The sequence below is a fragment of the Billgrantia aerodenitrificans genome, assembly GCF_021404405.1.
GTDB lineage: Bacteria > Pseudomonadota > Gammaproteobacteria > Pseudomonadales > Halomonadaceae > Halomonas > Halomonas aerodenitrificans.
The window spans coordinates 171,484-194,904 of the sequence record NZ_JABFTV010000007.1 but is presented as its reverse complement, the minus strand read 5'-3'; the positions used below and the strand labels follow the sequence as shown (position 1 = coordinate 194,904).

Annotated in this window: 22 protein-coding genes; 11 read left to right on the top strand and 11 right to left on the bottom strand. The window is 66.2% G+C overall.

The window, feature by feature from the left end; all coding sequences use genetic code 11:
- Positions 1–101: 101 nt before the first annotated feature.
- Positions 102–1,103 (top strand): PRC-barrel domain-containing protein, encoded by a 1,002-nt coding sequence (locus tag HOP59_RS14650; RefSeq protein WP_234254453.1) that lies wholly within the window; start codon positions 102–104, stop codon positions 1,101–1,103.
- 126 nt (positions 1,104–1,229) lie between these two features.
- On the opposite strand, the gene wrbA is transcribed toward HOP59_RS14650, so the two are convergent.
- Together wrbA and HOP59_RS14640 are read right to left on the bottom strand one after the other, a co-directional pair.
- Positions 1,230–1,826 (bottom strand): NAD(P)H:quinone oxidoreductase, encoded by a 597-nt coding sequence (gene wrbA / locus HOP59_RS14645; RefSeq protein ID WP_010626896.1) that lies wholly within the window; start codon positions 1,824–1,826, stop codon positions 1,230–1,232.
- A 118-nt stretch (positions 1,827–1,944) separates the two neighbouring features.
- Complete coding sequence (locus tag HOP59_RS14640; protein ID WP_234254452.1) at positions 1,945–2,835, bottom strand: class I SAM-dependent methyltransferase; 891 nt, start codon at positions 2,833–2,835, stop codon at positions 1,945–1,947.
- Positions 2,836–3,026: 191 nt separating this feature from the next.
- Here HOP59_RS14640 and HOP59_RS14635 point away from each other — a divergent pair, with 191 nt between their 5' ends.
- From HOP59_RS14635 to iadA, 8 genes are all read left to right on the top strand, one after another.
- The gene (locus tag HOP59_RS14635) at positions 3,027–4,013 is read left to right on the top strand and encodes a succinylglutamate desuccinylase (RefSeq protein ID WP_234254451.1); all 987 of its coding nucleotides are present in this window, start codon (positions 3,027–3,029) and stop codon (positions 4,011–4,013) included.
- A 239-nt stretch (positions 4,014–4,252) separates the two neighbouring features.
- Positions 4,253–5,023 carry an ABC transporter ATP-binding protein gene (locus HOP59_RS14630; protein WP_234254450.1) on the top strand — a complete coding sequence of 257 codons (771 nt, stop codon included), beginning with the start codon at positions 4,253–4,255 and terminating at the stop codon, positions 5,021–5,023.
- A 10-nt stretch (positions 5,024–5,033) separates the two neighbouring features.
- Positions 5,034–5,735, top strand: coding sequence for an ABC transporter permease (locus HOP59_RS14625; protein WP_234254449.1), 702 nt, complete (start codon positions 5,034–5,036; stop codon positions 5,733–5,735).
- 1 nt (position 5,736) lies between these two features.
- The gene (locus HOP59_RS14620) at positions 5,737–6,468 is read left to right on the top strand and encodes an ABC transporter permease (RefSeq protein WP_234254448.1); all 732 of its coding nucleotides are present in this window, start codon (positions 5,737–5,739) and stop codon (positions 6,466–6,468) included.
- A 121-nt stretch (positions 6,469–6,589) separates the two neighbouring features.
- Positions 6,590–7,357 (top strand): transporter substrate-binding domain-containing protein, encoded by a 768-nt coding sequence (locus HOP59_RS14615; protein ID WP_234254447.1) that lies wholly within the window; start codon positions 6,590–6,592, stop codon positions 7,355–7,357.
- Positions 7,358–7,453: 96 nt separating this feature from the next.
- Positions 7,454–8,221: a transporter substrate-binding domain-containing protein gene (locus tag HOP59_RS14610; RefSeq protein ID WP_234254446.1), complete on the top strand. Its 768-nt coding sequence runs from the start codon at positions 7,454–7,456 to the stop codon at positions 8,219–8,221.
- Positions 8,222–8,612: 391 nt separating this feature from the next.
- Positions 8,613–9,398 carry a transporter substrate-binding domain-containing protein gene (locus HOP59_RS14605; RefSeq protein WP_234254445.1) on the top strand — a complete coding sequence of 262 codons (786 nt, stop codon included), beginning with the start codon at positions 8,613–8,615 and terminating at the stop codon, positions 9,396–9,398.
- Between the two features lie 63 nt (positions 9,399–9,461).
- On the top strand, positions 9,462–10,610 hold the full coding sequence (gene iadA, locus HOP59_RS14600) for a beta-aspartyl-peptidase (RefSeq protein ID WP_234254444.1): 1,149 nt from the start codon (positions 9,462–9,464) through the stop codon (positions 10,608–10,610).
- Here iadA and HOP59_RS14595 read toward each other — a convergent pair.
- Entirely contained in the window at positions 10,607–11,224 is a 618-nt protein-coding gene (locus tag HOP59_RS14595; protein ID WP_234254443.1) for a C39 family peptidase, read from the bottom strand. The two genes, iadA and HOP59_RS14595, sit on opposite strands and share 4 nt — an antisense overlap.
- A 13-nt stretch (positions 11,225–11,237) precedes the next feature.
- Positions 11,238–11,693, bottom strand: coding sequence for a Cd(II)/Pb(II)-responsive transcriptional regulator (gene cadR / locus HOP59_RS14590; RefSeq protein WP_234254442.1), 456 nt, complete (start codon positions 11,691–11,693; stop codon positions 11,238–11,240).
- A gap of 111 nt (positions 11,694–11,804) precedes the next feature.
- Between cadR and HOP59_RS14585 the strand changes: the two genes are divergently transcribed.
- Positions 11,805–14,063, top strand: a complete 2,259-nt coding sequence (locus tag HOP59_RS14585) for a heavy metal translocating P-type ATPase (RefSeq protein WP_010626886.1) — start codon at positions 11,805–11,807, stop codon at positions 14,061–14,063.
- A gap of 8 nt (positions 14,064–14,071) precedes the next feature.
- A complete protein-coding gene (locus tag HOP59_RS14575) occupies positions 14,072–15,322 on the top strand; it encodes an NAD(P)/FAD-dependent oxidoreductase (RefSeq protein WP_267965941.1) in 1,251 nt (416 codons plus the stop codon).
- A gap of 16 nt (positions 15,323–15,338) precedes the next feature.
- On the opposite strand, the gene HOP59_RS14570 is transcribed toward HOP59_RS14575, so the two are convergent.
- The 7 genes from HOP59_RS14570 to HOP59_RS14540 form a co-directional block, all read right to left on the bottom strand.
- Complete coding sequence (locus HOP59_RS14570) at positions 15,339–16,058, bottom strand: GMP synthase (protein WP_010626884.1); 720 nt, start codon at positions 16,056–16,058, stop codon at positions 15,339–15,341.
- 104 nt (positions 16,059–16,162) lie between these two features.
- A complete protein-coding gene (locus HOP59_RS14565; RefSeq protein ID WP_234254441.1) occupies positions 16,163–17,344 on the bottom strand; it encodes an iron-containing alcohol dehydrogenase in 1,182 nt (393 codons plus the stop codon).
- Positions 17,345–17,363: 19 nt separating this feature from the next.
- Entirely contained in the window at positions 17,364–18,749 is a 1,386-nt protein-coding gene (locus tag HOP59_RS14560) for an aldehyde dehydrogenase family protein (RefSeq protein WP_234254440.1), read from the bottom strand.
- 164 nt (positions 18,750–18,913) lie between these two features.
- Positions 18,914–20,293 carry a glutamine synthetase family protein gene (locus HOP59_RS14555; protein ID WP_234254439.1) on the bottom strand — a complete coding sequence of 460 codons (1,380 nt, stop codon included), beginning with the start codon at positions 20,291–20,293 and terminating at the stop codon, positions 18,914–18,916.
- A 92-nt stretch (positions 20,294–20,385) separates the two neighbouring features.
- On the bottom strand, positions 20,386–21,441 hold the full coding sequence (locus tag HOP59_RS14550; protein ID WP_234254438.1) for a twin-arginine translocation signal domain-containing protein: 1,056 nt from the start codon (positions 21,439–21,441) through the stop codon (positions 20,386–20,388).
- Positions 21,442–21,539: 98 nt separating this feature from the next.
- A complete protein-coding gene (locus HOP59_RS14545; protein ID WP_234254437.1) occupies positions 21,540–22,862 on the bottom strand; it encodes a TRAP transporter large permease in 1,323 nt (440 codons plus the stop codon).
- Positions 22,859–23,407 (bottom strand): TRAP transporter small permease subunit, encoded by a 549-nt coding sequence (locus HOP59_RS14540; RefSeq protein WP_234254436.1) that lies wholly within the window; start codon positions 23,405–23,407, stop codon positions 22,859–22,861. Before HOP59_RS14540 ends, HOP59_RS14545 begins: the two co-directional genes overlap by 4 nt.
- Positions 23,408–23,421: the final 14 nt, after the last annotated feature.

The following is a 23,421-nucleotide window of genomic DNA, read 5'->3' as shown; positions in this document are numbered from 1 at the left end:
TTAGTAACCTCCCGGTAAGTCCTGGCCTTGGCCGCCGATACCTCGTCTAGCCTGATGAGTGCAAGCTCGAGAGGGCAACGCGCAACAAAAGGAGGCACGGCATGAAAAGGACAGCAATTGCCATTGCAGTAGGCGCCCTGAGCACCGGTCTCAGCCACGGCGTCCTTGCCCAGGACGTCCAGGACGAGGATCCGCAGCACCATTTGGGCGAACCGCAGCAGATGACCGATGAGGACGCCCAGGGCCAGGAGCAGTTCGACGAAGAGCAGGCGGGCGAACCGGGCGAGACCGGCTTCGATCCCCATGGTCAGGGCCAGCAGCCATACCCTGACGACAACGAATTCGACAACGACGAGTTCGAGAATACAGAGTTCGAGGACGAGGAAGAGGAGATCGGCACTGCCGACGATACCGATGATGACGACGGTCTGGATGAGGATACCCAGGTAGAAGCCAGTCCGGGCGAGACCGACGTCGAGGTCGACCAGGAGCCGGCCGAGATTGAGGTCGAGCAGGAGCCGCCTGAAGTCACCGTCGAGCAGCAATCGCCCGATGTCACCATCGAGCAGCCCGAGCCCGACGTCGAAGTCGATCAGGCCGAGCCGGATGTGACCGTCGAGCAGGAAGGCGAAGCAGACGTTCAGGTCGAGGAGGCCGAGGACGCCAGTGCCGAGATCCGCCAGCAGGACGACGAGGCCACCGACGAAGAGCGCGACCAGGACGGCATGTTCGATGACGACCAGAACGGCCAGGATCAGGTCACACAGGATCAGGTCGACCAGCAGCAGATGGACATGCAGGTCAGCGATCTCGAAGGTCGCGACATCGTTACCCAGGACGGCGATGAAGTGGGTGACGTCGAGCGAGTGGTGCGCGACACCCAAAGCAACGAAACCTACGTGATCGTCAGCGAGGGCGGCTTCCTCGGCTTTGGCGGCGACGAAGCGGCCTACCCGATCGAAAACCTGGAGATTCGCTCCGAAGGCGAACTGATCCTGCAATCACAGAGCGGTGAGCGCTCCGTCGACGATTTCGAACAGGACAATCTCGAAGAGCTGGACGGTGATGAGCGACTGATGGAAGACGATCAGAACATGAACTGATCCAATCGCCCGGCATCGGCCACCGAGCCGAAACCGATAAGGCGCGGCCCAGGCCGCGCCTTCTTGTTACCGTTTTAAATGCCTGCTGATGGCCAGTCTCACGCGGCCAGCTTGGCCGCCTCTATCTCATGCGGCCAGCTTGGCCGCCACCTGGGCAACGCTGCGCCCCTGCAGCCTGGCCAGCTCCAGCTCGTGCTCGGTGGGCTGGCGCGAGCCATCCGCCCCGGCTAGCGTCGAGGCACCGTAGGGCGAGCCGCCCTGAACGCTGGAGATGTCGAACTGCGACTCGAGCCCGTAGCCCACCGGCAGAATCAGCATGCCCTGGTGGGCCAGGGTGGTCCACGACGTGAGAATGGTGGTTTCGTTGCCGCCGCCGGTGCCGGTCGAGGTGAACACGCTGCCCACCTTGCCACGCAGCGCCCCCTTGGCCCACAGGCCTCCGGTCTGGTCGAGGAAGTTGCGCATCTGCCCGGTCATGTTGCCGAAGCGGGTCGGGGTGCCGAAGATCACCGCATCGTAATCGGCCAGTTCCTGGGGCGTGGCCTCCGGCGTGTCGAAGGTCTTGCCGCCCGCCTTGGCAAAGGTTTCAGGGTCCATGGTTTCGGGTACGCGCTTGACGTCGACCTCCACGCCATCGACCTGCCTGGCTCCCTCGGCGACGGCTTGGGCCATGGTGTGGATATGGCCATACATCGAATGGTAGAGCACGAGTACCTTGGTCATCGTTCACCTCCTGTACATGAGCGCTAGGGAAACGACATCAGCCAAGCTGATGACAATCGTCAGCGTAGAAGGCAGGGCGGTGAAGAAAAGCAAAGCTTTTAGCACGTCAGGTTCGATTTCATCGACCGGTGCGCTGCCAGACACCAGCCAGCACGCTCACCTTCCCGGCCGCCAGGTTGTCGCGCAGGTTGCGCCCCATCAAGGCAAAATCATCGCCGAAGATCAGCGCCGGCCCCGGCAGCGCCCGCGCCGCTTTCTGCGTGCCGCTTTCGCGCTCTGCCCTGGTCTCGCGCCAGCTCAGGGCGGCCTGCGTCACGTCCTCGATGGCGAGCGGCTCGAAGCCCGCCAGGGCCAGGGCCCGCTCCAGCTGCTCACGGCTGCGCAAATGGCTGTTGGCGGGAGTGCGCGCCCAGGGTACGGGCAGCGCCAGCGGCTCGGGATTGTCGCCGACCACCACCTCGTGCAGCAGCACCCGCCCGCCGGACCCCAGCAAACGCCGCCACTCGGCCAGCACCCGCGGCACCTGGGGCATGTTCATCAGCGCATGCTGACACCAAATCAAGTCGAAGCTGCCCGTCGCCAGCGGCACGTTGGCGGCATCGCCACACACGAAGCGGGTGCGCCCAGCCAGTCCGGTCGCGCTGCTCAACCAGCGCGCCACCTCGACGAAGGCGGCAGTGATATCGATGCCCACCACATCGCAGTCGTACTCGGCGGCCAGCAGACGGCTGGCGCCACCGGTACCGCAGCCGACGTCGAGCACCCGCTCGCCGCCCTGCACTTTCCCCCTCTCTGCCAGAGCGCGACTGGCGCTGCGCCCACCGAGATGCAGCTGGTCGATGCCGGCGATGGCGTCGACACTCAGGCATTCGGGATCCCGCCCCGCAGCCAGAAAAGCTTCGCGCAGGCGTGCCTGCAGGGGGTGGCCTTGGCTGGCGCTGGCCGCATCGTAGTGTTCGTCGAGACGGCCACCATGGCCGAGCGAAGCGTTACCCTGGGCAGTTGGCATGGCGGGCTCCTCGCCGTCAAAATGGTTCAGGCAGCTTAGTCGCTGCCCGCCCGCGCCCCCATTGGGCAAAGGTCGGCACGCAGGGGTCGTTTTCAATATCGCACCTGGGCTTTCACTAGCCCGACGCCCGTGCTTGAGATAATGCCCCGTCCGCAGGAAGGTAAGCGAGGACCCACAGCCCTGGACGCAGCATGTTGTCGGAATGGATCGAACTCAACCTCGAAAATGCCTGCCCCGCGTCACACAGCGGTCGCCTGCGCGGCGGTCGCTATACGCTTCTCGCACCGGGTATCCTCGAGCTGACGCCTACCGAATGCCGCGAGACGGCGCGCGCCTGCGTGTTCTCGGTGGGCATCCACGGCAACGAAACGGCCCCCATCGAGTTGCTCGGCAGCTGCCTGGCCCGCATCGAAGCGGGGCTGCTGCCGCTGGGTGCCCCGGTGCTGGTGATCCTGGGCAATCTCGAGGCCATCCGCCGCGCTGAGCGCTACGTGAACACCAATCTCAACCGCCTGTTTCGTCGCGATCTTGACGAGACCGGCATGGAGCCGGACCGCGCCCGACAGCTGATGAGCGTCGTGGACGATTTCTACGCCCGTCATTCCGGTCGCGAGCGACTGCACTACGACCTGCACACGGCGATCCGCGACAGCCGCTTCCCGCGCTTCGTGGTCGAGCCCTTCGCCGATACCCCGATCCGCCCCGAGCAGTGGCGCTGGCTGGCTGAGGCCGGCATCCAGGCGGTGCTGCACCAGCACCGGCACAGTTGGACCTTTTCCCACTACTCCAAGCATTACCATCAGGCCCAAGCCTTCACCCTGGAGCTGGGGCGCGCCCTGCCCTTCGGCCACAACGATCTGGCTGCCCTGGCCCCCATGGCACGTCTTCTCGAAGCCCTGCTGGAAGGGCGCGAGCCGCGAGGCGCCGACCCGACACGTATGACGTTCTTCCGCGTCGCCCATGAGCTGATGCGGCAGTCACAGGACTTCCGCCTGTGCTTTCCCGACGACACGCCGAACTTCACCGAATTCGCTCCCGGCACGCGGCTCGCCGAAGATGCCAGCGCCGGCCCTTGCATCGTCCAGGACGAACCGCTGAGCGTGGTCTTCCCCAACGCGGCGGTGGAGCTCGGCGCCCGCGCCGCCCTGCTGGCCCGCCCTGTCACGCCGCCCGGCTAGCAACAGGGAAAAAGACCCCAAGCCCCAAACGCTTCAGAAATATTTTTTGCGATACAACAATAATCAGGAGCCTTTTGATGCTTTCCTTGTCTCACTTCCTCGACCATCGTCGCATGACGCGGGCTTTGCCTCCCTCTGCCCAAAGCCCTCAGGCCTGTTAGAATCGCCCCTTTTTCGTGCCTGCCCGATTGAACCGGCCCGTCGCCACCGGCGACCCGTCCCGACCTGGAGCCCGTCCCATGGCCGATACCCCGATTCCACTCGAAGTGCGCAACATCAAGAAGCGCTTCGGCGACACCGAAGTCCTCAAGGGCCTCTCCCTCGAGGCCCGCAAGGGCGACGTGATCACCCTGATAGGAGCCTCCGGCTCCGGCAAGAGCACCTTCCTGCGCTGCATGAACCTGCTGGAGCAGCCCGACGAGGGCGACCTGATCGTGCACGGTGAGGAGATCCGCTTCAAGCACACCAAACACGGTCGCGAACCCGCCGACTGGAAGCAGGTGGTGCGCATGCGCGCGCGGCTTTCCATGGTGTTCCAGAGCTTCAACCTGTGGTCGCACATGACGCTGCTGGAGAACATCATCGAGGCCCCGGTTCACGTGCTCGGTAAATCCAAGAAAGAGGCCCTCGAGCACGCCCGCGCCCTGCTCGAGCGGGTCGGCCTGACCGCCCGGGCGGACGCCTATCCGGCGCAGATGTCCGGCGGCCAGCAGCAGCGCGGCGCCATTGCCCGGGCGCTGGCCATGGATCCCGAAGTGATGCTGTTCGACGAGCCCACCTCGGCGCTCGACCCGGAGCTGGTCGGCGACGTGCTCAAGGTAATGCGCGACCTGGCCGAGGAAGGCCGCACGATGGTGGTGGTGACCCATGAGATGGGCTTCGCCCGCGACGTCTCCAGCCAGGTCATCTACCTGCACCAGGGCCTCGTCGAAGAAGCCGGCCCGCCCCAGGAGGTACTGGTCAATCCCACCTCACCCCGGCTCAAGCAGTTCCTGGCGCCGAAGTATTGAGGGTTCCCGCATGATCGATCTACATGGCTACGGGCCGCGACTGCTGGAAGGTGCCGGCGTCACCCTCCAGCTCGCCGTGCTGTCGCTGATTCTCGCCCTGATACTGGGACTGCTCACTGCCAGCGCCAAGATGTCGCGCAACTGGCTGCTGCACAAGGTGGCCACGCTCTACACCACAGTGATTCGTGGCGTTCCCGACCTGGTTCTGATGCTGCTGCTGTTCTTCGGCGGCCAGATGGCGCTCAACGTCGCCACCGATGCCATCTACGACCGCTTCGGGGTGGACTGGTACATCAACCTCAACGCCTTCGCCGCCGGGGTGCTCACCATCGGTTTCATCTTCGGCGCCTACATGGGCGAGACCTTCCGCGGCGCCTTCATGGCCGTGGAGCACGGCCAGATCGAGGCCGGCAAGGCCTACGGCATGAGCCCCTGGCTGGTGTTCCGGCGCATCCGCTTCCCGCAGATGATGCGCCACGCCCTGCCGGGCATCTCCAACAACTGGATGGTACTGCTCAAGACCACCGCGCTGGTCTCGGTGATCGGGCTCTCGGACATGGTGCGCGTGGCCGCCGAAGCCTCCCGCGCCACCCACGAGCCGTTCACCTTCCTGATCCCGGTGGCCGCCGCCTATCTGCTCATTGCCAGCGTGTCGGAGTGGATGTTCGCTCGACTGCAGAAGCGCTACAACGTCGGCTTCGGAGGGCACTGAGATGACAGAACTGACCTGGCTCAACGAGCTGCTCGCCGGCAACCGCATCTTCACCCCGCAGACCATCGGCTATTACTGGGACGGGCTGGTGCTCACCACCCAACTGGTGTTCCTGTCGCTGGTCGCCGGCTTGGTGCTGGCGATACCGCTGGCCATCGGGCGCAGCTCGAGCCGTCGCTGGATCAGCCTGCCGATCTACGTCTACACCTATGTGTTCCGCGGCACGCCGCTGCTGATCCAGCTCTACATCATCTACTACGGCGTGGTGTTCTTCGACGGCATCCAGCAGACCTTTCTCTGGCCGCTCCTGCGCGAGGCCTTCTACCCGGCACTGATCGCCTTCACCCTCAACACGGCGGCCTACAGCACCGAGATCTTCCGCGGCGCGATCAAGGCCACCCCGCGGGGCGAAATCGAAGCGGCCAAGGCCTACGGCATGTCGCAGGGGCTGATGATGCGGCGCATCGTGCTGCCCAGCGCCTTCCGCCGCGCCCTGCCGGCCTACGGCAACGAGGTGATCTTCATGCTGCATGCCAGCGCCATCGCCAGCGTGGTGACGCTGATGGACATCACCGGCGCGGCACGCTTCGTCTATGCGCGCTTCTATGCGCCGTTCGAGGCCTTCCTGTTCGCGGCGGCGATCTACCTCTGCCTGACCTTCGCCATCCTCTACTTCTTCCGCTATCTGGAGAAAAGGCTGTTGGCACACCTCAAGCCCCAGAGCGGCAATTGAACAACGTCAAACAGGCGTTGGAAAAAGCTCACCCCGGGGCTTTCGACCCCGGCGTGGCTGCGCTAAATTCAGGCGCGACGTCACCGAAACGGTGCCGAACGAAAACAAAGGGAAACGAAACATGAAAAAACTGCTGACAGTATCCCTGCTGGGTGTGGCCCTCGCAGCCGGTACCGCCCAGGCCCGCGATTACGATCACGTGCGCTTCGGCGTCGACGTACCCTACGAGCCGATGGAGTACCGCACGCCAGATGGCGAGCTGACCGGTTTCGACATCGACCTGGGCAACGCCCTGTGCGCCGAGATGGGCATCACCTGCGAGTGGATCGAGCAGGAGTGGGACGGCATCATCCCCGGCCTGCTGGCGCGCAATTACGACGCCATCATGTCCTCGATGACCATCAACGACGAGCGCCGCCAGACCCTGCTCTTCTCCGATCCCTACATCACCATTCCGGGTGCCTGGTTCGCCCCCGCCGGTAGCGATGTCGAAGAGATCAACGAAGAGACCCTGGCCGGCAAGAGCATCGGCGTGCAGCGTGGTACCACCTTCGACAGCTACGTCACCGACAACTACGGCCGCGTAGCCAACGTCAGCCGCTACTCCACCGCCGATGACATGGTGCTCGACCTCCAGGCCCAGCGTCTGGACCTCGTCTTCCTGGAGTTCATCGTCGGCCAGGCCACCCTGCTCGACAACCACAGAGGTGAGTTCGAGGTGGTCGGCGAGATGGTCACCGAGCCGGAAGAGTACTTCGGCGAAGGCTTCGGCATCGCCTTCCGTCCGCGTGACGAGGCTCTGGCCCAGCGCTTCAACGAGGCCCTGGCCACGCTGAAGGAAGACGGCACCTACGACGAGATCTACCAGCGCTATTTCGGCGAAGAGTAAGCTCGGCGACGAGCAGGTCAAGCGAAGTACCGTCGCTATTGCGCCGCGCCACTGGGGCGCGGCGCCCTCCGATCACTATAACAACAAGGGATTGTCATGAAGAAAGCCTTCATCGCCTCGCTGACCGGCATCGTGCTGGTTTTCGGCCAGGCCCATGCCCGTGACAGCTACGATCACGTCCGCTTCGGCGTCGACGTGCCCTACGAGCCAATGCAGTACCGCACCCCGGCTGGCGAGCTGACCGGCTTCGACATCGACCTGGGCAATGCTCTGTGCGAACAGATGGGCATCACCTGCGAGTGGATCGAGCAGCAGTGGGACGGCATCATTCCCGGGCTGATGGCGCGCAACTACGACGCCATCATGTCCTCGATGACCATCAACGAGGAGCGCCGCGCTCAGGTGTTGTTCTCCGATGCGTACTTTACGCCGCCCTCGGCGTGGTTCGGCCCCGTCGATACCGATATCGAGATGCCCTCGGAGGAGAGCCTGGCCGGGCGCACCCTGGGCGTCCAGCGCGGCACCCTGCAGGACAGCTACGCCACCGACTTCTACGGCGACGTGGCCTCTGTACGCCGCTACTCGAGCGTGGACGACATGCTGCTGGACATGGAGTCGGGCCGTCTCGACCTGGTCTTCGTCAACTATCCGGTGGGCAAGACCACCCTGCTCGACAGCGAGCGGGGGGAGTATCGCGTGGTCGGCGAGATGATTCGCGAGCCCTACGAGTATTTCGGCGACGGTATCGCGATCGCCTTCCGCCCCCGCGATGAAGCCTTGGCGGAACGCTTCAACGAGGCGCTGGCCGCGCTCAAGGAAGACGGCACTTACGACGAGATCCACGACCGCTATTTCACGGACTAGGATCTTCAAGGACTCGATCTTCACGGAGTTGATCGCCGCTCCCCCGCCTTGGCCGGCAGCGGTCGAGGCGGGTGGTTGACAAGGCCCGCGACATCCAGGAAATTCGATGTTGTACGAAACGCATCAGGACACCGTCCATGATCGATTGCTTCCCACAGCCCATGTCTGAGGTTTATTGCTGTTACTTCGACAGCTTCTACCTCAGCGAGTGGTTCGACGAATAAGCCCCCTTCCCGCGGCCTTCCCGGTTGCATCGGCACGCTTGTGCCATCGACACGTCCTTGCCTGAACGGCAACGCTCGTGTGCCTTGTCGCGCTTGAAGCGCGACGACCCTGCCGTCTTCGGCAATCAAAACTCGTGAAAAACAACACCTTCCCAGGAGGAAGCCTCATGCGTGCTCTCAACGTGATTCTGGCTGCCACTCTGGCGGCCGGCCTGACCGCCGGTACCGCCCAGGCCCGCGACTATTCCGAAATCCGTCTGGGCGTCGACATACCCTACGAACCCTTCATGTACCGTCAGCCGGACGGTGAACTGACCGGCTTCGAGATCGAGCTGGGCAACGCCGTATGCGAGTACATGGAAGTCACCTGCACCTGGGTGGAGCAGGATTGGGACGGCATCATTCCCGGGCTCATGGCCCGTAACTACGATGCCATCATGTCGTCCATGGCCATCACCGAGGAGCGTGCCGAGCGCGTGCTCTTCTCCGAGCCCTACTACACCACCCCGAGCGCCTGGATCACCACGCGTGATCGCGACATCGACATCGAGGACCGCGATAGCCTCGCGGGGCTGGTGGTCGGCGTGCAGCGCGCCACGCTGCAGGACAATTATGTCAGCGAACTCTACGGCGATCTGGTGGAGATCCGTCGCTATACCAGCGCCGACGACGTCGTCACCGACATGCGTGCCGGTCGTCTCGACCTCACCTTCATGGACTACCCGGTGGCGGAAAACACCATGGGCATCGACACCTCGGGCAGCCATTTCAAGCGCATCAGCGGCTTCATCAAGGAGCCCGAGCACATCTTCGGCAAGGGTGTGGGCGTGGCCTTCCGTCAGCGCGACGAGGCCTTGGCCGAGCGCTTTAACGAGGCGCTGGCCGCGCTCAAGGAAGACGGCACCTATGATGAGATCATGGAGCGCTACTTCAACTACGACATCAAGCTGTAACCCATAGCGTCATTCTCCGCGAACGCCGGCTGCTGCCGGCGTTCGCCTTCACGAGGAGCCGGAATGCTGACCCTGCTGAAGAATGCCCAGCTGCATGCGCCACGCAGCCTGGGGCTCTGCCATCTGCTGATCGCCGACACACGCATCGCCGCCGTGGTGCCGGCCGACCAGCCACTGCCTGCCGCCGGCCCCGCCATCGAGGAGATCGATCTGGCGGGGCGTCGGGTCATCCCCGGCCTGGTCGACCCGCTGGTACACTTCATCGGCGGCGGCGGCGAGGGCGGCTTCGGCACGCGCACCGCCGAGCTGACCCTCGAGGACGCGCTGGCATCCGGCGTCACCACCCTGGTCGGCGCGCTGGGCACCGACGCCCTGACCCGCACGCCGGCCAACCTGCTGGGCAAGGCCCGCGAGCTGGCCGCCGGCGGTCTCACCACCTACTGCTATACCGGCTCCTATCAGCTGCCGCCGGTGACACTGACCGGCTCGGTGGGCAGCGACATCTTGTTCATTCCCGAATTCATCGGCGTGGGCGAGGTGGCGATCAGCGATCATCGCGGCTCGCAGCCCTCCGCCTTCGAACTGGCGCGCCTGGCCTCAGAAGCCCGCACCGCCGGCATGCTGGCGGGCAAGTCGGGCATCGTCTTCATCCATACCGGCGATGCTCCAACGCACCTGGAGCCGCTGCGCGGGGCAGCCCGCCACAGCGCCATTCCGCTCGCCCAGTTCCTGCCGACCCACATTAACCGTACCCCGGCGCTGTTCGAGGACGGCCTGCGCTTCGCCCGTGAAGGCGGGCGCATCGACTTCACCACCAGCACCACTGCAGAGCTGCTGGCCGGGGGCGAAGTGCCCGCCGCCGAGGCCGTGGCCCGTGCCCTGGAGGCCCGCGTCGAGCCGTCACGTATCACACTCTCCTCCGACGCCAATGCCTCGCTGCCGCGCTTCGACGCCGAGCGCCGCTTCATCGGGCTCGAACCCGGCCGCCTCGCCAGCCTGTTCGAGGTCGTCGGCGAATGCATCGAGAAGCACGGCGTGCCGCTGGAGCATGCCGTCGGTGCCGCCAGCACTCACGCCGCCGACGCCCTCAAGCTCACCGCCAAGGGACGCCTCGAGCCCGGCCGTGACGCCGACCTGCTGGTATTGAGCGATGGCGAGTGGGCCATCGACGAGGTGTGGGCCTTGGGCCGGCGGGTGTATCGACGCGGCTAGCCGCGCCGTATCAGGATTCCGCGTCCGGCGAAGAAACGCTCGAACACCGCTGGCGCGAGGCGGGCGTCCGCCTGATTCGCTCCGGGCAAACCGGAGGGATTGTGGAAGCGCAGACGCCCGCTCTCGTCGCGGCCGAAGAGATAGACCAGGTGGCCGCCCCGCTGCGGCGGGTCCTGCTCGGGGGTGCGAATCGATGGGTGCACCGAGGCGATGACGCGATGCCCCTCGTCCAACCATCCGGCCAACCGCTCGGCCTCGACGTGCTCCACGACCTCGGCCTGCAGCGCGTGACGCTCCCTCAGCAGTTGCACCAGGGGCCGGTAGTAAAGGCCCTTGATGCTCGCCTGCGAAACCACGTAACCGCCGACCTCCCGGCATCTTTCGAGCAGCTCGAACAGGGTCGCCCGCTCTCCACACAGCTCCTCGAGCAGCATCTTGGTGCAGGCCATGCCACAGATGTGCGAGGCCCAGCGCGCGTACGCTTCAGCGCTGGGTGCACCGGACTCGGCCCAGCGGGGATCGTCGGCAGCGTGCAGGCGTCCGGCCAGCAGGTCGGGAATACGCTCGCTGGAAGCCCATTGGGAGTAGTACGCAGGAACATCCCTATTCGACATCGGTGTCTCTCGATCAATGGCCCTTGTGGGGGCCCGGTACGTGACTCGGCTCACATGACTCGGCGAGCCTTTCCGCCACCGGCTGGGCCAGCTCCTGGAGGATGCCGCAGTGGCTGGAGTCGGTCTCGCCGTTGCAGCGCGAGCGCAGGGTGACGAGAGCCTCACGCAGCGCCTGAAGCTGCTCAATGCGCGCCTCGACGTGAGCCAGATGCTCGTCGATCAAGCCGTTCACCGCGTTGCACGGCTGCCGCGGACGGTCGTGATAGTCGAGCAGGGTGCGGATCTCCTCCAGCGTCATGTCCAGCGTGCGACAGTGACGAATGAAGCGCAGCCGCTCGGCATGGGGCTCCGCATAGAGGCGATAGTTGCCGCTGGAGCGGGCGGGCTCGGGCAGCAGCCCCTCACGCTCGTAGTAGCGGATGGTTTCCACCGCGCAGCCGATGCGGGTGGCCAGCTCACCGATTTTCATACCAAGCCTCGCATGTACTTCGGAAACACTCGAGAAATTGGCGCCCCTAACTTGACTCTGTAGCTACTACAGGGTGTGTCATCAGCCTATACGATGACACGGAGTCCTGCCATGACCGAACGCACCTGCTGCTCGAGCTGCACTGCGCCTGCTGCGCCAGCCGCACGGAAGAACGACCGGCTGCCGCCCGGCACGCAGTCGCTGCGCCTGCATATCGAAGCGATGGACTGCCCCACGGAAGAGGCGCTGCTGCGCCGGGCGCTGGGTGACACGCCGGGCATCGAGCGGCTCGATTTCGATCTGGTCAATCGCGTGCTGACGGTGCACCATCGCAATGTCACGGTAGAGGCCATCGAGCGCCGTATCGCCTCTACCGGCATGAGCGCGCGGCGCCACGATCCAGCCCAGCGCACGCCGACGGCCAGCAGCACGGAGAACTGGTGGAAGCTGGGCGCCGCCGCGATGCTGGCCCTGGCTGCCGAAGTCAGTCACTGGCTGGAACTGGCCGAGCCGTGGCTGGCCGCCGCACTGGCGCTGACGGCCATCGCCCTGGTCGGCCTGCCGACCTGGAAGAAAGGCTTCATCGCCCTGCGCCACCGCACGCTCAACATCAATGCGCTGATGAGCGTGGCGGTAACCGGCGCGCTGCTGATCGGCCAGTGGGCCGAGGCGGCCATGGTACTGGTGCTGTTTACCCTGGCCGAGCGCATCGAGGCGCGCTCGCTGGGTCGGGCGCGCAACGCCATTCGCGAGCTGCTCACGCTGGCCCCGGAGAGCGCCAGTGTGCGCCAGGCCGACGGGAGCTTTCTCAGCGTGGCAGCCAGCGAAGTCGCCGTAGGCAGCCTGGTGCGGGTGCGCCCCGGCGAGCGCCTGGCGCTGGACGGCAGCGTGACCGAGGGCCACCCGGCGCTGGACGAATCGCCCATCACCGGTGAGAGCCTGCCGGTGGACAAGGCCCCCGGCGCGACCGTGTTCGCCGGCAGCGTCAACCAGGGCAGCGAGTTTCTCTACCACACGACGCGTTCGGCAAGCGACACTACCCTGGCACGCATCATCCACACCGTGGAGCAGGCCCAGGCCAGCCGCGCCCCTACCCAGCGCTTCATCGACCGCTTCGCCGCCGTCTATACCCCGGCGGTATTCGCCGTCGCCCTGCTGGTAGGGCTCACCTGGCCGTGGCTGTTCGGCATCAGCTGGTTCGACGGCATCTACCGCGCCCTGGTGCTGCTGGTGATCGCCTGCCCCTGCGCACTGGTGATCTCCACCCCGGTCACCGTGGTCAGCGGTCTGGCTGCCGCCGCCCGCGCGGGCATCCTGGTCAAAGGCGGCAACTTCCTGGAGCAGGGCCATCGCCTGGTCGCCATCGCCTTCGACAAGACCGGCACCCTGACCCAGGGACGCCCCTCACAGCGGGCTTGGCACCCGCTCGAAGGCGCGCTGGACATGATCGCCCGAGAGCGCCTGCGAGCGCTGGCAGCAGGCCTCGCCGGGCGCTCCTCGCATCCGGTATCGGCGGCCCTGGCCCGCGCTGCTGAGGCCGATGGCATCACACCGCTGGAAGTCAGCGACGTGCGCGAGCTGCCCGGCCGCGGCGTGGTGGCAAGCCACGACGGACGTACGCTATGGCTCGGCAACCGCCGCCTGATGCAGCAGTTCGCCGCGCTGGACGAACCCCTCGACGCGCACCTCGCCGAACACGAGGCCCGCGGCGAGACACTGGTGATCCTCGGGGAAGAGGCGCGTCCGCTGGCGCTGTTCGCCGTCGGCGACCCGCTGCGTGAAGAGAGCCGCGAGGCCATCGAGGCGCTGCACCGGCTGGGCGTGACCACGCTGATGCTCAGCGGCGATACCCCGGCCAGCGTGGCGGCGGTGGCGGCCCAGGCCGGCATCGACGAGGCCCACGGCGCCCTGCTGCCGGAGGACAAGCTGGCAATGATCGAAGCGCGTGCTCAGCAGGGGCCGGTGGGCATGGTGGGCGATGGCATCAACGACGCCCCGGCGCTGGCCCGTGCCGACATCGGCTTCGCCATGGGTGCGCTGGGCAGCGATGCCGCCATCGAGACCGCCGACGTGGCACTGATGGACGACGACCCGCGCCGCCTGGCCGACTTCCTGTGCCTCTCGCGGGATACGCACAGGGTGCTGATGCAGAACATTGCCATCGCCCTGGGCCTCAAGGCGGTGTTCATGGTGCTCGCCTTCACCGGCCACGCCACCCTGTGGATGGCGGTATTCGCCGATATGGGCGCCAGCCTGATCGTAGTAGCCAACGGCCTGCGCCTGTTGCGCCATGGCAGGCGGCCAGGCGTTGACAAGCCGCAGCGTGAACTCAGGCATGATGAGACCACCGCGGGCAACACGCTGCACTGAGGGCTGTCATGAGGGAGTCATCGCAACACGCCGAGGTATTGGTCATCGGCGCAGGTATCGTCGGCCTGGCCTGCGCCTGGCACCTGCAGCGGCGAGGCTTCGAGGTCACCCTGCTGGACCCCGAGCCGCCGGGCTCCGCCGCCTCCTACGGCAATGCCGGACTCATGGCCAACTTCGCCATCGAGCCACTGGCCCAGCCCGCCATCTGGCGGCAGGCCCCGGGGCTTCTGCTATCGCCGCACTCGCCCTTTCACCTGCGCTGGCGACACCTGCCCGGGCTCGCCCCATGGCTGTGGCGCTTCATGCAGCGCGCTAACCGACGCAGTGCCGCCCAAGCCACCCAGATCCTGAGTGAGCTGCTGACGCCTTCGGTAAATGACTGGCTGGCCATCTTCGACGATCTGGAAGACAACGGCACCCTTTTGCAGCAGCGGGGCAGCCTGTGCTTCTATCTCAGCGCCAAGGGCTGGCGCGAGGCCCAGGCCGAGCTCGCCGAACGCGAGCGCTTCGGCATCACCCAGCAACGCCTCGACGCCAGGGCCCTGGCGGAGCTGGAACCGGCCCTCGCGGGCCGTGCCCAGGGCGGCATCCTGTTTCCCGACGCCTGCCATGTCAGCGACCCGCTGACGCTGGCCCAGCGGCTGGCCGAACGCCTGCAACGCCGCGGCGTAAACTTGGTACGCACCAAGGCACTGGGGCTCGAATCCCGCGCTGGCCGTATCGACGTCGCTACCGATCAGGGCGCCTGGCAGGCCGAGAAGGTGGTCGTCGCCGCGGGCACCTGGTCGCGACCGCTGGCGCTGGCCGCCGGCGACCGCATCCCGCTGATCTCCGAGCGCGGCTATCACTTGGAGTTCCGCACTGCCAGGGAGCTGGTCAGCCGACCCTGTAGTCCCGGGGAGTATGCCTTCTATCTTACCCCGATGCAGGGCCGCCTGCGCATCGCCGGCACCGTGGAGCTGGGTCACAACGACGACCCGATCAATCCCCGACGGCTCGACTACATTCGCCGTCACGCAGAGAGCTTGTTCGGCCCCCTCGGCGAGCCGAGCCACGCCTGGCTGGGCCTGCGCCCTTCGCTGCCCGACTCGCTGCCGGTGATCGGCCCCGCGTCAGCCCTGCCCGGCGTGAGCTATGCCTTCGGCCACGGCCACCTGGGGCTGACCCTGGCCGCCACCACCGGAAGGCTGCTGGCAGCCAGCCTCAAAGGCGAAGCGCCCGGCTGGTTGGCCGCCTGCAGCGCCGGGCGTTTTCGCTGAATCAGGCCATTCGTTCTCAGCCCCGCTCCTCTATTGCGCGGCGCAGAAAGTTCAATATCCAGCGCGCCATCAGCGTATCGTCCACCGGAGCGGCCAGCGACGTTTCTCCCTCGCTCACCCGCTCGTCGCCCACCAGCTCTCGGCGCAGCGCCATCAGGTCGCGGGAATAGGCCTTGGTGAATTCGGGGTGACCCTGCACGCCGAGGAAGTGCTCGCCGATCTGCATCAGGTAGTGGGGGCAGAAGTCGCTGCCGCCCACGATGGTGGCCTCGGGTGGCAGGACCTCGACCTGGTCTTGATGGCTGACCAGCAGGTCGATGCCCGCCTGCCATGGTTCCATCCACGACGCCCGCGTGGTGACGCGGTTGAACGACATGCCCACGCCCCAGCCCCGCTCGCTCTTGACCACCTCGCCGCCCAGCGCCTTGGCCATCAGCTGATGACCGAAGCAGATGCCCACCAGCGGCTTGCCGGCCCGCCACAGCTCGCGGACGAAGTCGCACAGCACATCGACCCAGGCCAGCCCGTCGTTGACGCCATGCTTGGAACCGGTGGTCATCCAGGCATCCACGGCGTCGATATCGTCGGGGATTTCGCCGTCCAGGCAGCGCCAGACGCGAAATTCGAGCGTGGGATCGACCCGCTGGAACAGGGCCGCGAACATCTCCGGGTAGTTGCCGTGGGCCTCGCGCAGCTCCGGCGCCACGTCATCGCACTGCAGTAGCCCGATGCGCATCGATCACTCTCCTGTCATGTCACCGTCCCTGGCGGCCCGGCCTGCGGCCGCGGCACTGCCAGACGAATCTCTTGGGCTTCGCTCGAAGGCGTTCAGGACGCAGCCTACAGGCGGCCCTCCACGGCAGCAACGAAGATGTCGCGGTACTCGTCGGCGTCGAAGGCGACCGGGTTGGTACCCGACGAGGGGTCCGCCACCGCCATGCGCCCGACCTTGTCGGCCTGACGCGTGTCGATGCCGAGCTCCGCCAGGGTGTGCGGGATGCCGAGCCGCTGGCGCAGGCCGAGCACCCACTCGATCACCGCCGCCGTGCCCGGCTGATCCAGGTTGAGGTAGCGCCCCAGGCGCACCATGGGCTCGCCGATGGCCCGCTCGTTGGCGCGCAGCACGTAGGGCATCAGCACCGCATTCAAGGTTCCGTGGTGAGCGTCGTACAGCGCCCCGAGCGGATGCGCCAGGGCATGCATGGCGCCCAGGCCGCGCTGGAAGGCGGTGGCGCCCATGCTGGAGGCGACCAGCATGTTCATGCGTGCCTCGAGGTCCGTGCCATCGCTGTAGGCGCGCTGCAGGTAGAGGTCGATGCGGCGCATGCCCTCCACCGCGATGCCCTCGGCCATGGGGTGATAAAGCGGCGAACACCACGCCTCCATGCAGTGCGACAGCGCATCCATGCCGGTGGCGGCAGTAACCGTCGGCGGCAGCCCCACGCTGAGCTCGGGGTCGAGGATCACCGTGGCCGGCACCATGCCGGGGTGGAAGATGATGCGCTTGACGTGCTCTGCCTCGTCGGTGATCACCGAGGCGCGCCCTACTTCGGAGCCGGTGCCCGCGGTGGTGGGCACGGCAACGATGGGGGCGATGGCTCGGGGGTCGGCGTTCTTCCAGTTGTCGCCGATATCCTCCAACGACCACAGCGACAGCCCCTCGCGCTGGTTGGCCATCAGCGCCACCGCCTTGGCGGCATCCAGCCCCGAGCCGCCGCCGAAGGCGATCACGCCGTCGTGACTGCCGTTGCGGAAGGCATCGATGCCGTCGAGCACGTTGCGCCCGGTGGGGTTGCCCTTGATCTGGCTGAACACGGCGGTGCGCAGGCCGGCATCCTGGCACGCCTGCACGCAGGCCTGCACCATCGGCAGCGCTGCCAGGCCGGGGTCGGTGACCAGCAGCGGCGCGCCCATGCCCAGCGCCTTGCACGCCGCGGGCAGGTCGCGGATGCGCCCGGCCCCGGTGAGGATGTTCGAGGGGTAGTTCCAGCCCATGGTGAAGTGATCGATATTGTGGTTCATGGCGTTCTCCTGGGCCGGCTCAGGCGTGTTTGAGGTGGAACGACTTGGGTCGAGTCAGCGTCTCGTAGCCGACACGGGACAGCGAACAGCCGCGCCCCGACCGCTTGACGCCGGTCCAGGCTAGCTCCGGATCGAGGTAGTCGCAGCGATTGGTGAAGACGGTGCCGGCCTGCAGACGCCGGGCAATGGCCTCGCCTGTCGCCAGGTCGCGGGTGTAGACCGCCGCGGTGAGGCCGAAGTCGCTGTCGTTCATCAGCCGCACGGCCTCGTCGTCGTCCGCCACCGGCATGATGCCGACCACCGGACCGAAGCTCTCTTCATGCATCACCCGCATCGAATGATCGACCTCGGTCAGCACCTGCGGCGCCAGGTAGGCGCTGCCCGGCCGCGACAGCGGATAGTCGCCAGGGTCGATCCAGGCCCTGGCGCCGGCGGCCACCGCCTCCTCGATCTGGCCGCGCACGAAGTCCGCCGCCGCCGGACGCACCAGCGGCCCCAGGGTGGTGTCGGGGTCAGAGGGATTGCCGAGTCGCAGCTGGCGCACCCAGGCCACCGCGCGCTCGACGAAGTCGTCGTAGATCGAGGAGTGCACGTAGATGCGCTCGATGCCGCAGCAGCTCTGCCCCGAGTTGAAGAAGGCGCCGTCCATCACCCCGGGCACCGCCTCGTCCAGGTTGACATCGGCGCGGAGGTAGGCCGGGTCCTTGCCGCCTAGCTCCAGGCCGGTGGCGATGAAGCGCCCGGCGGCGTTGCGCTCGACCATCGCCCCGCCGGCCACCGAGCCGGTGAAGGAGACGTGGGCGATGCGGGCGTCGCGAATCACCGCCTCGGCGGCATCATGGGAAAGGTGCAAGTGCTGGAACACACCCGCCGGCAGCCCGGCCTCGTCGAAGGCCTGCTGGATGCGCTCGGCGCACAGCGGGGTCTGGGCGGAGTGCTTGAGGATCACTGTGTTGCCGGCCATGATCGCCGGCACCACGGCATTCACCGCGGTCATGAAGGGGAAGTTCCAGGGCGCGACGATGAACGACACCCCCAGCGGCTCGCGGGTGATGTAGCGGGTGAAGCCCGGCCTGTCGGCCAGGCGGATCGGCGCCAGGGCCTCCTCAGCCATGGCGATCATGCTGCGCGCCCGGTCCTCGAAGCCGCCGATCTCGCCGCCGGCCACGGCAATCGGCCGGCCCATCTGCCAGGTCAGCTCCAGCGCCAGCTCGTCGCGCCGGGCGACGAAGGCATCGACCATCCTCGAACACAGCCGCGCGCGCTCGGCGAGGCTCGTCTCGCGCCAGGGCTGCTGCGCCGTTACCGCCCGCTCCAGTACCGCCTCGACCCGTGCCGGATCGGCCAGCTCCCGCTCGACGTAGACGGAGCCGTCGACCGGAGAAATCGTCTTCTGTATGCCCACTTGGCGTACTCCTGCTATCAAATCCGTTTCATCAACCCTTTCGGGGCCGAGCGAACGGCGTCAGAACAAGGCGGAGCAACGAGAAATCGCGGAGTTGGCTGTAGCCAATGAGCAGATTTCGAGGCGCTCCAACGCAGTGCTGGCGTCGTGCAGCCGGCCCAACCTCATATGATTTCGAAATAGCGGTCTAACTCCCAATCGGTAATATGGCGACGGAACTGGCGCTCTTCCCATTCACGGGTGGCCGCGAAGTGCTCGACGAAGGCATCGCCGAACAGGCTGCGCGCCGCGTCGGAAGCCTTCAAGCGCTGGGCGGCCTCCCACAGCGTGCGCGACAGCGCCTGATGCTCTGGGTGAGCCAGCTCGTAGGAGTTGCCGGTCACCATCTCGTCGGGCTCGAGCTGGTGCTCGATGCCGTAGAGGCCCGAGCCGATCGCCGCGGCCAGCGCCAGGTAAGGGTTGGCGTCAGCGCTGCCCAGGCGGTATTCGACCCGCTGCGACTTGGCACTGCCGGGAATCACCCGCAGTGCGGTGGTGCGGTTCTCCACCCCCCAGGTGGCATCGGTGGGCGCCCAGAAGCCGGGGATCAGGCGGGTGTAGCTGTTCACCGTGGGGGCGAACATGGCCAGGAATTCCGGCATCAGCTGCTGCTGGCCGGCGACGAAGTGGCGCTGGATGTCGCTCATGCCATGGGGCTTGTCGGCATCAAAGAAGGCCGATTCGCCGCTGTCGGTGCGATTCAGCGAGAGGTGGATGTGGCCGCTCTGGCCGGGGTAGTCCGGCGACCACTTGGCCATGAAGGTGGCCATCAACCCGCGTCGCTGCGCCCACACCTTGGTGAAGGTCTTGAACAGCGCGCCCTTGTCGCCGGCGGCCAACGCCTCGTCGACGCGGATCGCCGCCTCCAGCACGCCGGGGCCGGTCTCGGTGTGCAGCCCCTCGATGGGGAAGTCCATCGCTTCGGCCATGGCCAGCAGCTCGTGGTAGAGCTCGCCGTGCACCGAGCTTCTGAGCATCGAGTAGCCCATCATGTCCGGCGTGAAGGGCTTGAGGTTGCGAAAGCCCTTCTCGCGCACCGACTCGGGGGTCTCGTGGAACAGGAAGAACTCGTACTCCAGCGCGCCGCAGGCGGTAAAGCCCATCTCCTCGGCCTTGGCCAGCACCCGGCGCAGCAGCCCGCGGGGGCAGATCTCCCCGGCCGGGCCGATGAACTCGGCCAGGAACAGCAGCATGTCGCCCTCACAGGGCAGCTCGCGGCAGCTCTCGGGAATCAGCCGCAGCGCGGCGTCGGGGTAGCCAGTGTGCCAGCCGGTGTACTTCACGTTGTCGTAGAGCTCGTCCTTGCTGTCCCAGCCCAGCACCACGTCGCAGAAGGCGAAGCCTTCGCTCAGGGCGTGGAAGAACTTGTCGCGGCGCATGTACTTGCCGACCATCACGCCGTCGATGTCGAACATGCCTACCTTGACGTGGCTCAGCCCGCGCTGCTCGACGATACGCCGGGCGTCGTCGGCGTTTCTTACGTCTCTTGCCTGGAGTCGGCTCATCTTGGCTTCCTCACGCCTCTTGTCGTTGTCGTTATCGCTCGTTGCTTCGATACTTCAGGCGGGGCGGGCACCAGGGCACCCGCCCCCTACCCTCAACCATAGCGGTAAGGCGGGCCCGCCTGCTGCATGGTCTGACGATAATCCTTGAGGATCTGCACCACCCGGGCGCTGCGCTCGCTCTCCTGAGCGATCTCGTCCCAGAAGGCCAGCGCCTCGTCCTCCAACTGCTGCCACTCCGATTCCGGTATCGAGGTCAGCTCCAGCTTGCCGCCGGTGGTGCGGTAGTGGGCCTCGCCCCACCAGTACCAGTGCTGGCGGTAGTAGTGGGAGCTGTCCATGCACAGCTTGAACAGGGTCTGCAGATGCTCGGGCACCTCGTTCCAGCGATCGGTGTTGGCGAAGTAGGAGCCGGCCCAGGCGCCGGAGATGTTGTTGGTCAGGTAGTAGTTGCTGACGTCGGCCCAGCCCACGGTGTAGGCCTCGGTGATGCCGGCCCAGGCGATGCCGTCGAGCTCGCGGGTCTGCATGGCGACCTCGATGTCCTCCCACGGCAGAGTCACCGGCACCACGCCGAAGCGGCTGAGGAAGCGCCCCGCGGTGGGGAAGGTGAACACGCGCTTGCCGCGCAGGTCCTCGAGGCTGCGGATCGGGTCGCGGGTGACGAAGTTGCAGGGGTCCCAGGCGCCGGAGCCGAGCCAGGTGACCCCGGGGATCTCGCCGTAGGCCTCCTCCCAGATCTCCTTGAGCCCGTAGTGATGGAACAGCGCCGGCACGTCGAGGCTGTAGCGCGAGGCGAAGGGGAAGTAGCCGCCGAACACCGAGACGTCCACCGGGGCGTTGATCGAGTCGTCGTCGCTCTGCACGGCATCGATGGTGCCGCGCTGCATGGCGCGGAACAGCTCGCCGGTGGGCACCAGCTGGTCGGCATAGTAGAGCTCGATTTCCATCTCGCCGTTGGCGGCCTTGTTGAAGGCGTCGATGGAGGGCTTGATCACGTGGGCGGCCAGCGCCGGGCCGGCATAGGTCTGCAGGCGCCAGCGGATCGGCCGGCGCTGGGCATGCACGTAGGGCGCCGCAAGGGTCGAGGCCCCTACGGTGGCGGCGGTGGCCAGGCCCGCCTTCTTTAGGAAATCGCGACGGTTGGTCATCTCTCTTCTCCTGCTTTTCTGCTTGTTGTGGAAACTGCGGGAAGAAATCGTGGGAAGAAACGCACTGCTCGTTCGTCGTGCCGGGTTCACCTCCAGGGTCAGTAGCCGCGATAAAGATGCGGCAGCCACAGCGCCAGCTGCGGGAAGATGGTGATCAGCGCCAGCCCGATCAGCATGATGCCGACGAAGGGCCAGACGCTGCGGTAGATGTCGCCGAGCGACACCTCCGGCGGCGCCATGGCGCGCATCAGGAACAGGTTGTAGCCGAACGGCGGGGTCATGTAGGCGATCTGCACGGTGATGGTGTAGAGCACGCCGTACCAGATGGGGTCGAAGCCGAGACTGATCACCAGCGGCACGTAGAGCGGCGCCACGATCACCAGCATGGCGGTGTCGTCGAGGAACATGCCGAGCAGGATGTAGGAGAGCTGCATCATCACCAGTATCTGCCACGGGCTCATGCCGACCCGGTCGAGGAAGACGTTCTCGATGGCGCGCACCGCGCCCAGGCCGTCGAACACCGCGCCGAAGCAGAGCGCCGCCAGGATGATCCACATGAACATGCAGCTGATGCCCAGGGTCTTGCGCACGGTGCTCTCGATCACCTTCCAGGTGAGGCGGCGCTTGATCAGCGCCGCCAGGGTTGCCGACACCGCCCCCACCGCCGAGCTCTCCACCAGGCTGGTCACGCCCATCAAGAACAGCCCGGTCATGAAGAAGAAGATCAGCAGCGGCAGGATGCCGGCGCGCAGCAGCTTGAGCTTCTCGCCCAGGCTCATCTGGCGCTCCTCGGCGGGCAGCGCCGGCCCCAGATGCGGCTGCAGGTGACAGCGAATGACGATATAGAGTACGAACAGCCCGGCGAGGATAAGCCCCGGAATGGCCCCGGCCAGCCATAGCTGGCTGACCGGCTGGCGCGCGATCATGCCGTAGAGCACCAGCACCACGCTGGGCGGCACCAGTATGCCCAAGGAGCTGCCGGCCTGGATCACCCCGGTGACCATCACCTTGTCATAGCCCCGCCGCAGTAGCTCCGGCAGGGCGATGGTGGCGCCGATGGCCATGCCCGCCACGCTCAGGCCATTCATCGCCGAGACCACCACCATCAGCCCGATGGTACCCACGGCAAGACCGCCCTTGAGCGAGCCCATCCAGACGTGGAACATCTCGTAGAGTTCGCCGGCGATGCCCGACTCGGAGAGCATGTAGCCCATGTAGATGAACAGTGGCAGGGTCAGCAGCGGGTACCAGTTCATCAGCTGAATGGCGGCGCTGAACGGCATCTCCACCCCACCCTGACCCCACAGCAGCAGCGCCGCGGTGGCGCCGACGAAACCGATCACGCCGAACACCCGCTGCCCGGTGAGCAGCAGCAGCATCATGGTGGAGAACATCAGCAGAGCGATCATCTCGTAGCTCATTCGCCCGCCCCTTTCTCCACGGCACCATACGTTCGGTCCAGGGGGACGCCGCGCGCACGGGCGATGTCCTTGAACAGGGTCGAGACGCTCTGCAGCAGCATGAGGAACACGCCGAAGGTCATCACGATCTTGATCGGCGCCAGCCGTGGCGCCCAGGCGGAGTAGCTCTTCTCGCCGTAGCGCAGGGCGTACTCGGTGCTGGAAATGCCGCCAAACAGCAGCGCACCGAGAAAGACGATGAGCAGCATGATGGTAAGTGCATCGACCCAGGCGCGAGTGCGGTCGGACCAGCGTGAGTAGAACAGGTCCATGCGCACGTGGGCGCCCATCTGCATGGCGTAGGCGCCGCCCAACAGGTAGTAGGAGGACATCAGGAACTGCGAGACCTCGATGCTCCAGATCAGCGGGCTGTTAAAGGCGGTACGTGCCACCGAGGCGTAGAGCAGCACACCGATCATCACGAAGATCATGAACATGACGATGCGTCCCACCACCCGGTTGAACGCATCCACCCAGCGCACGTAGAGCATTATTGTTCTTGGCATCGTCCGGCACCGAT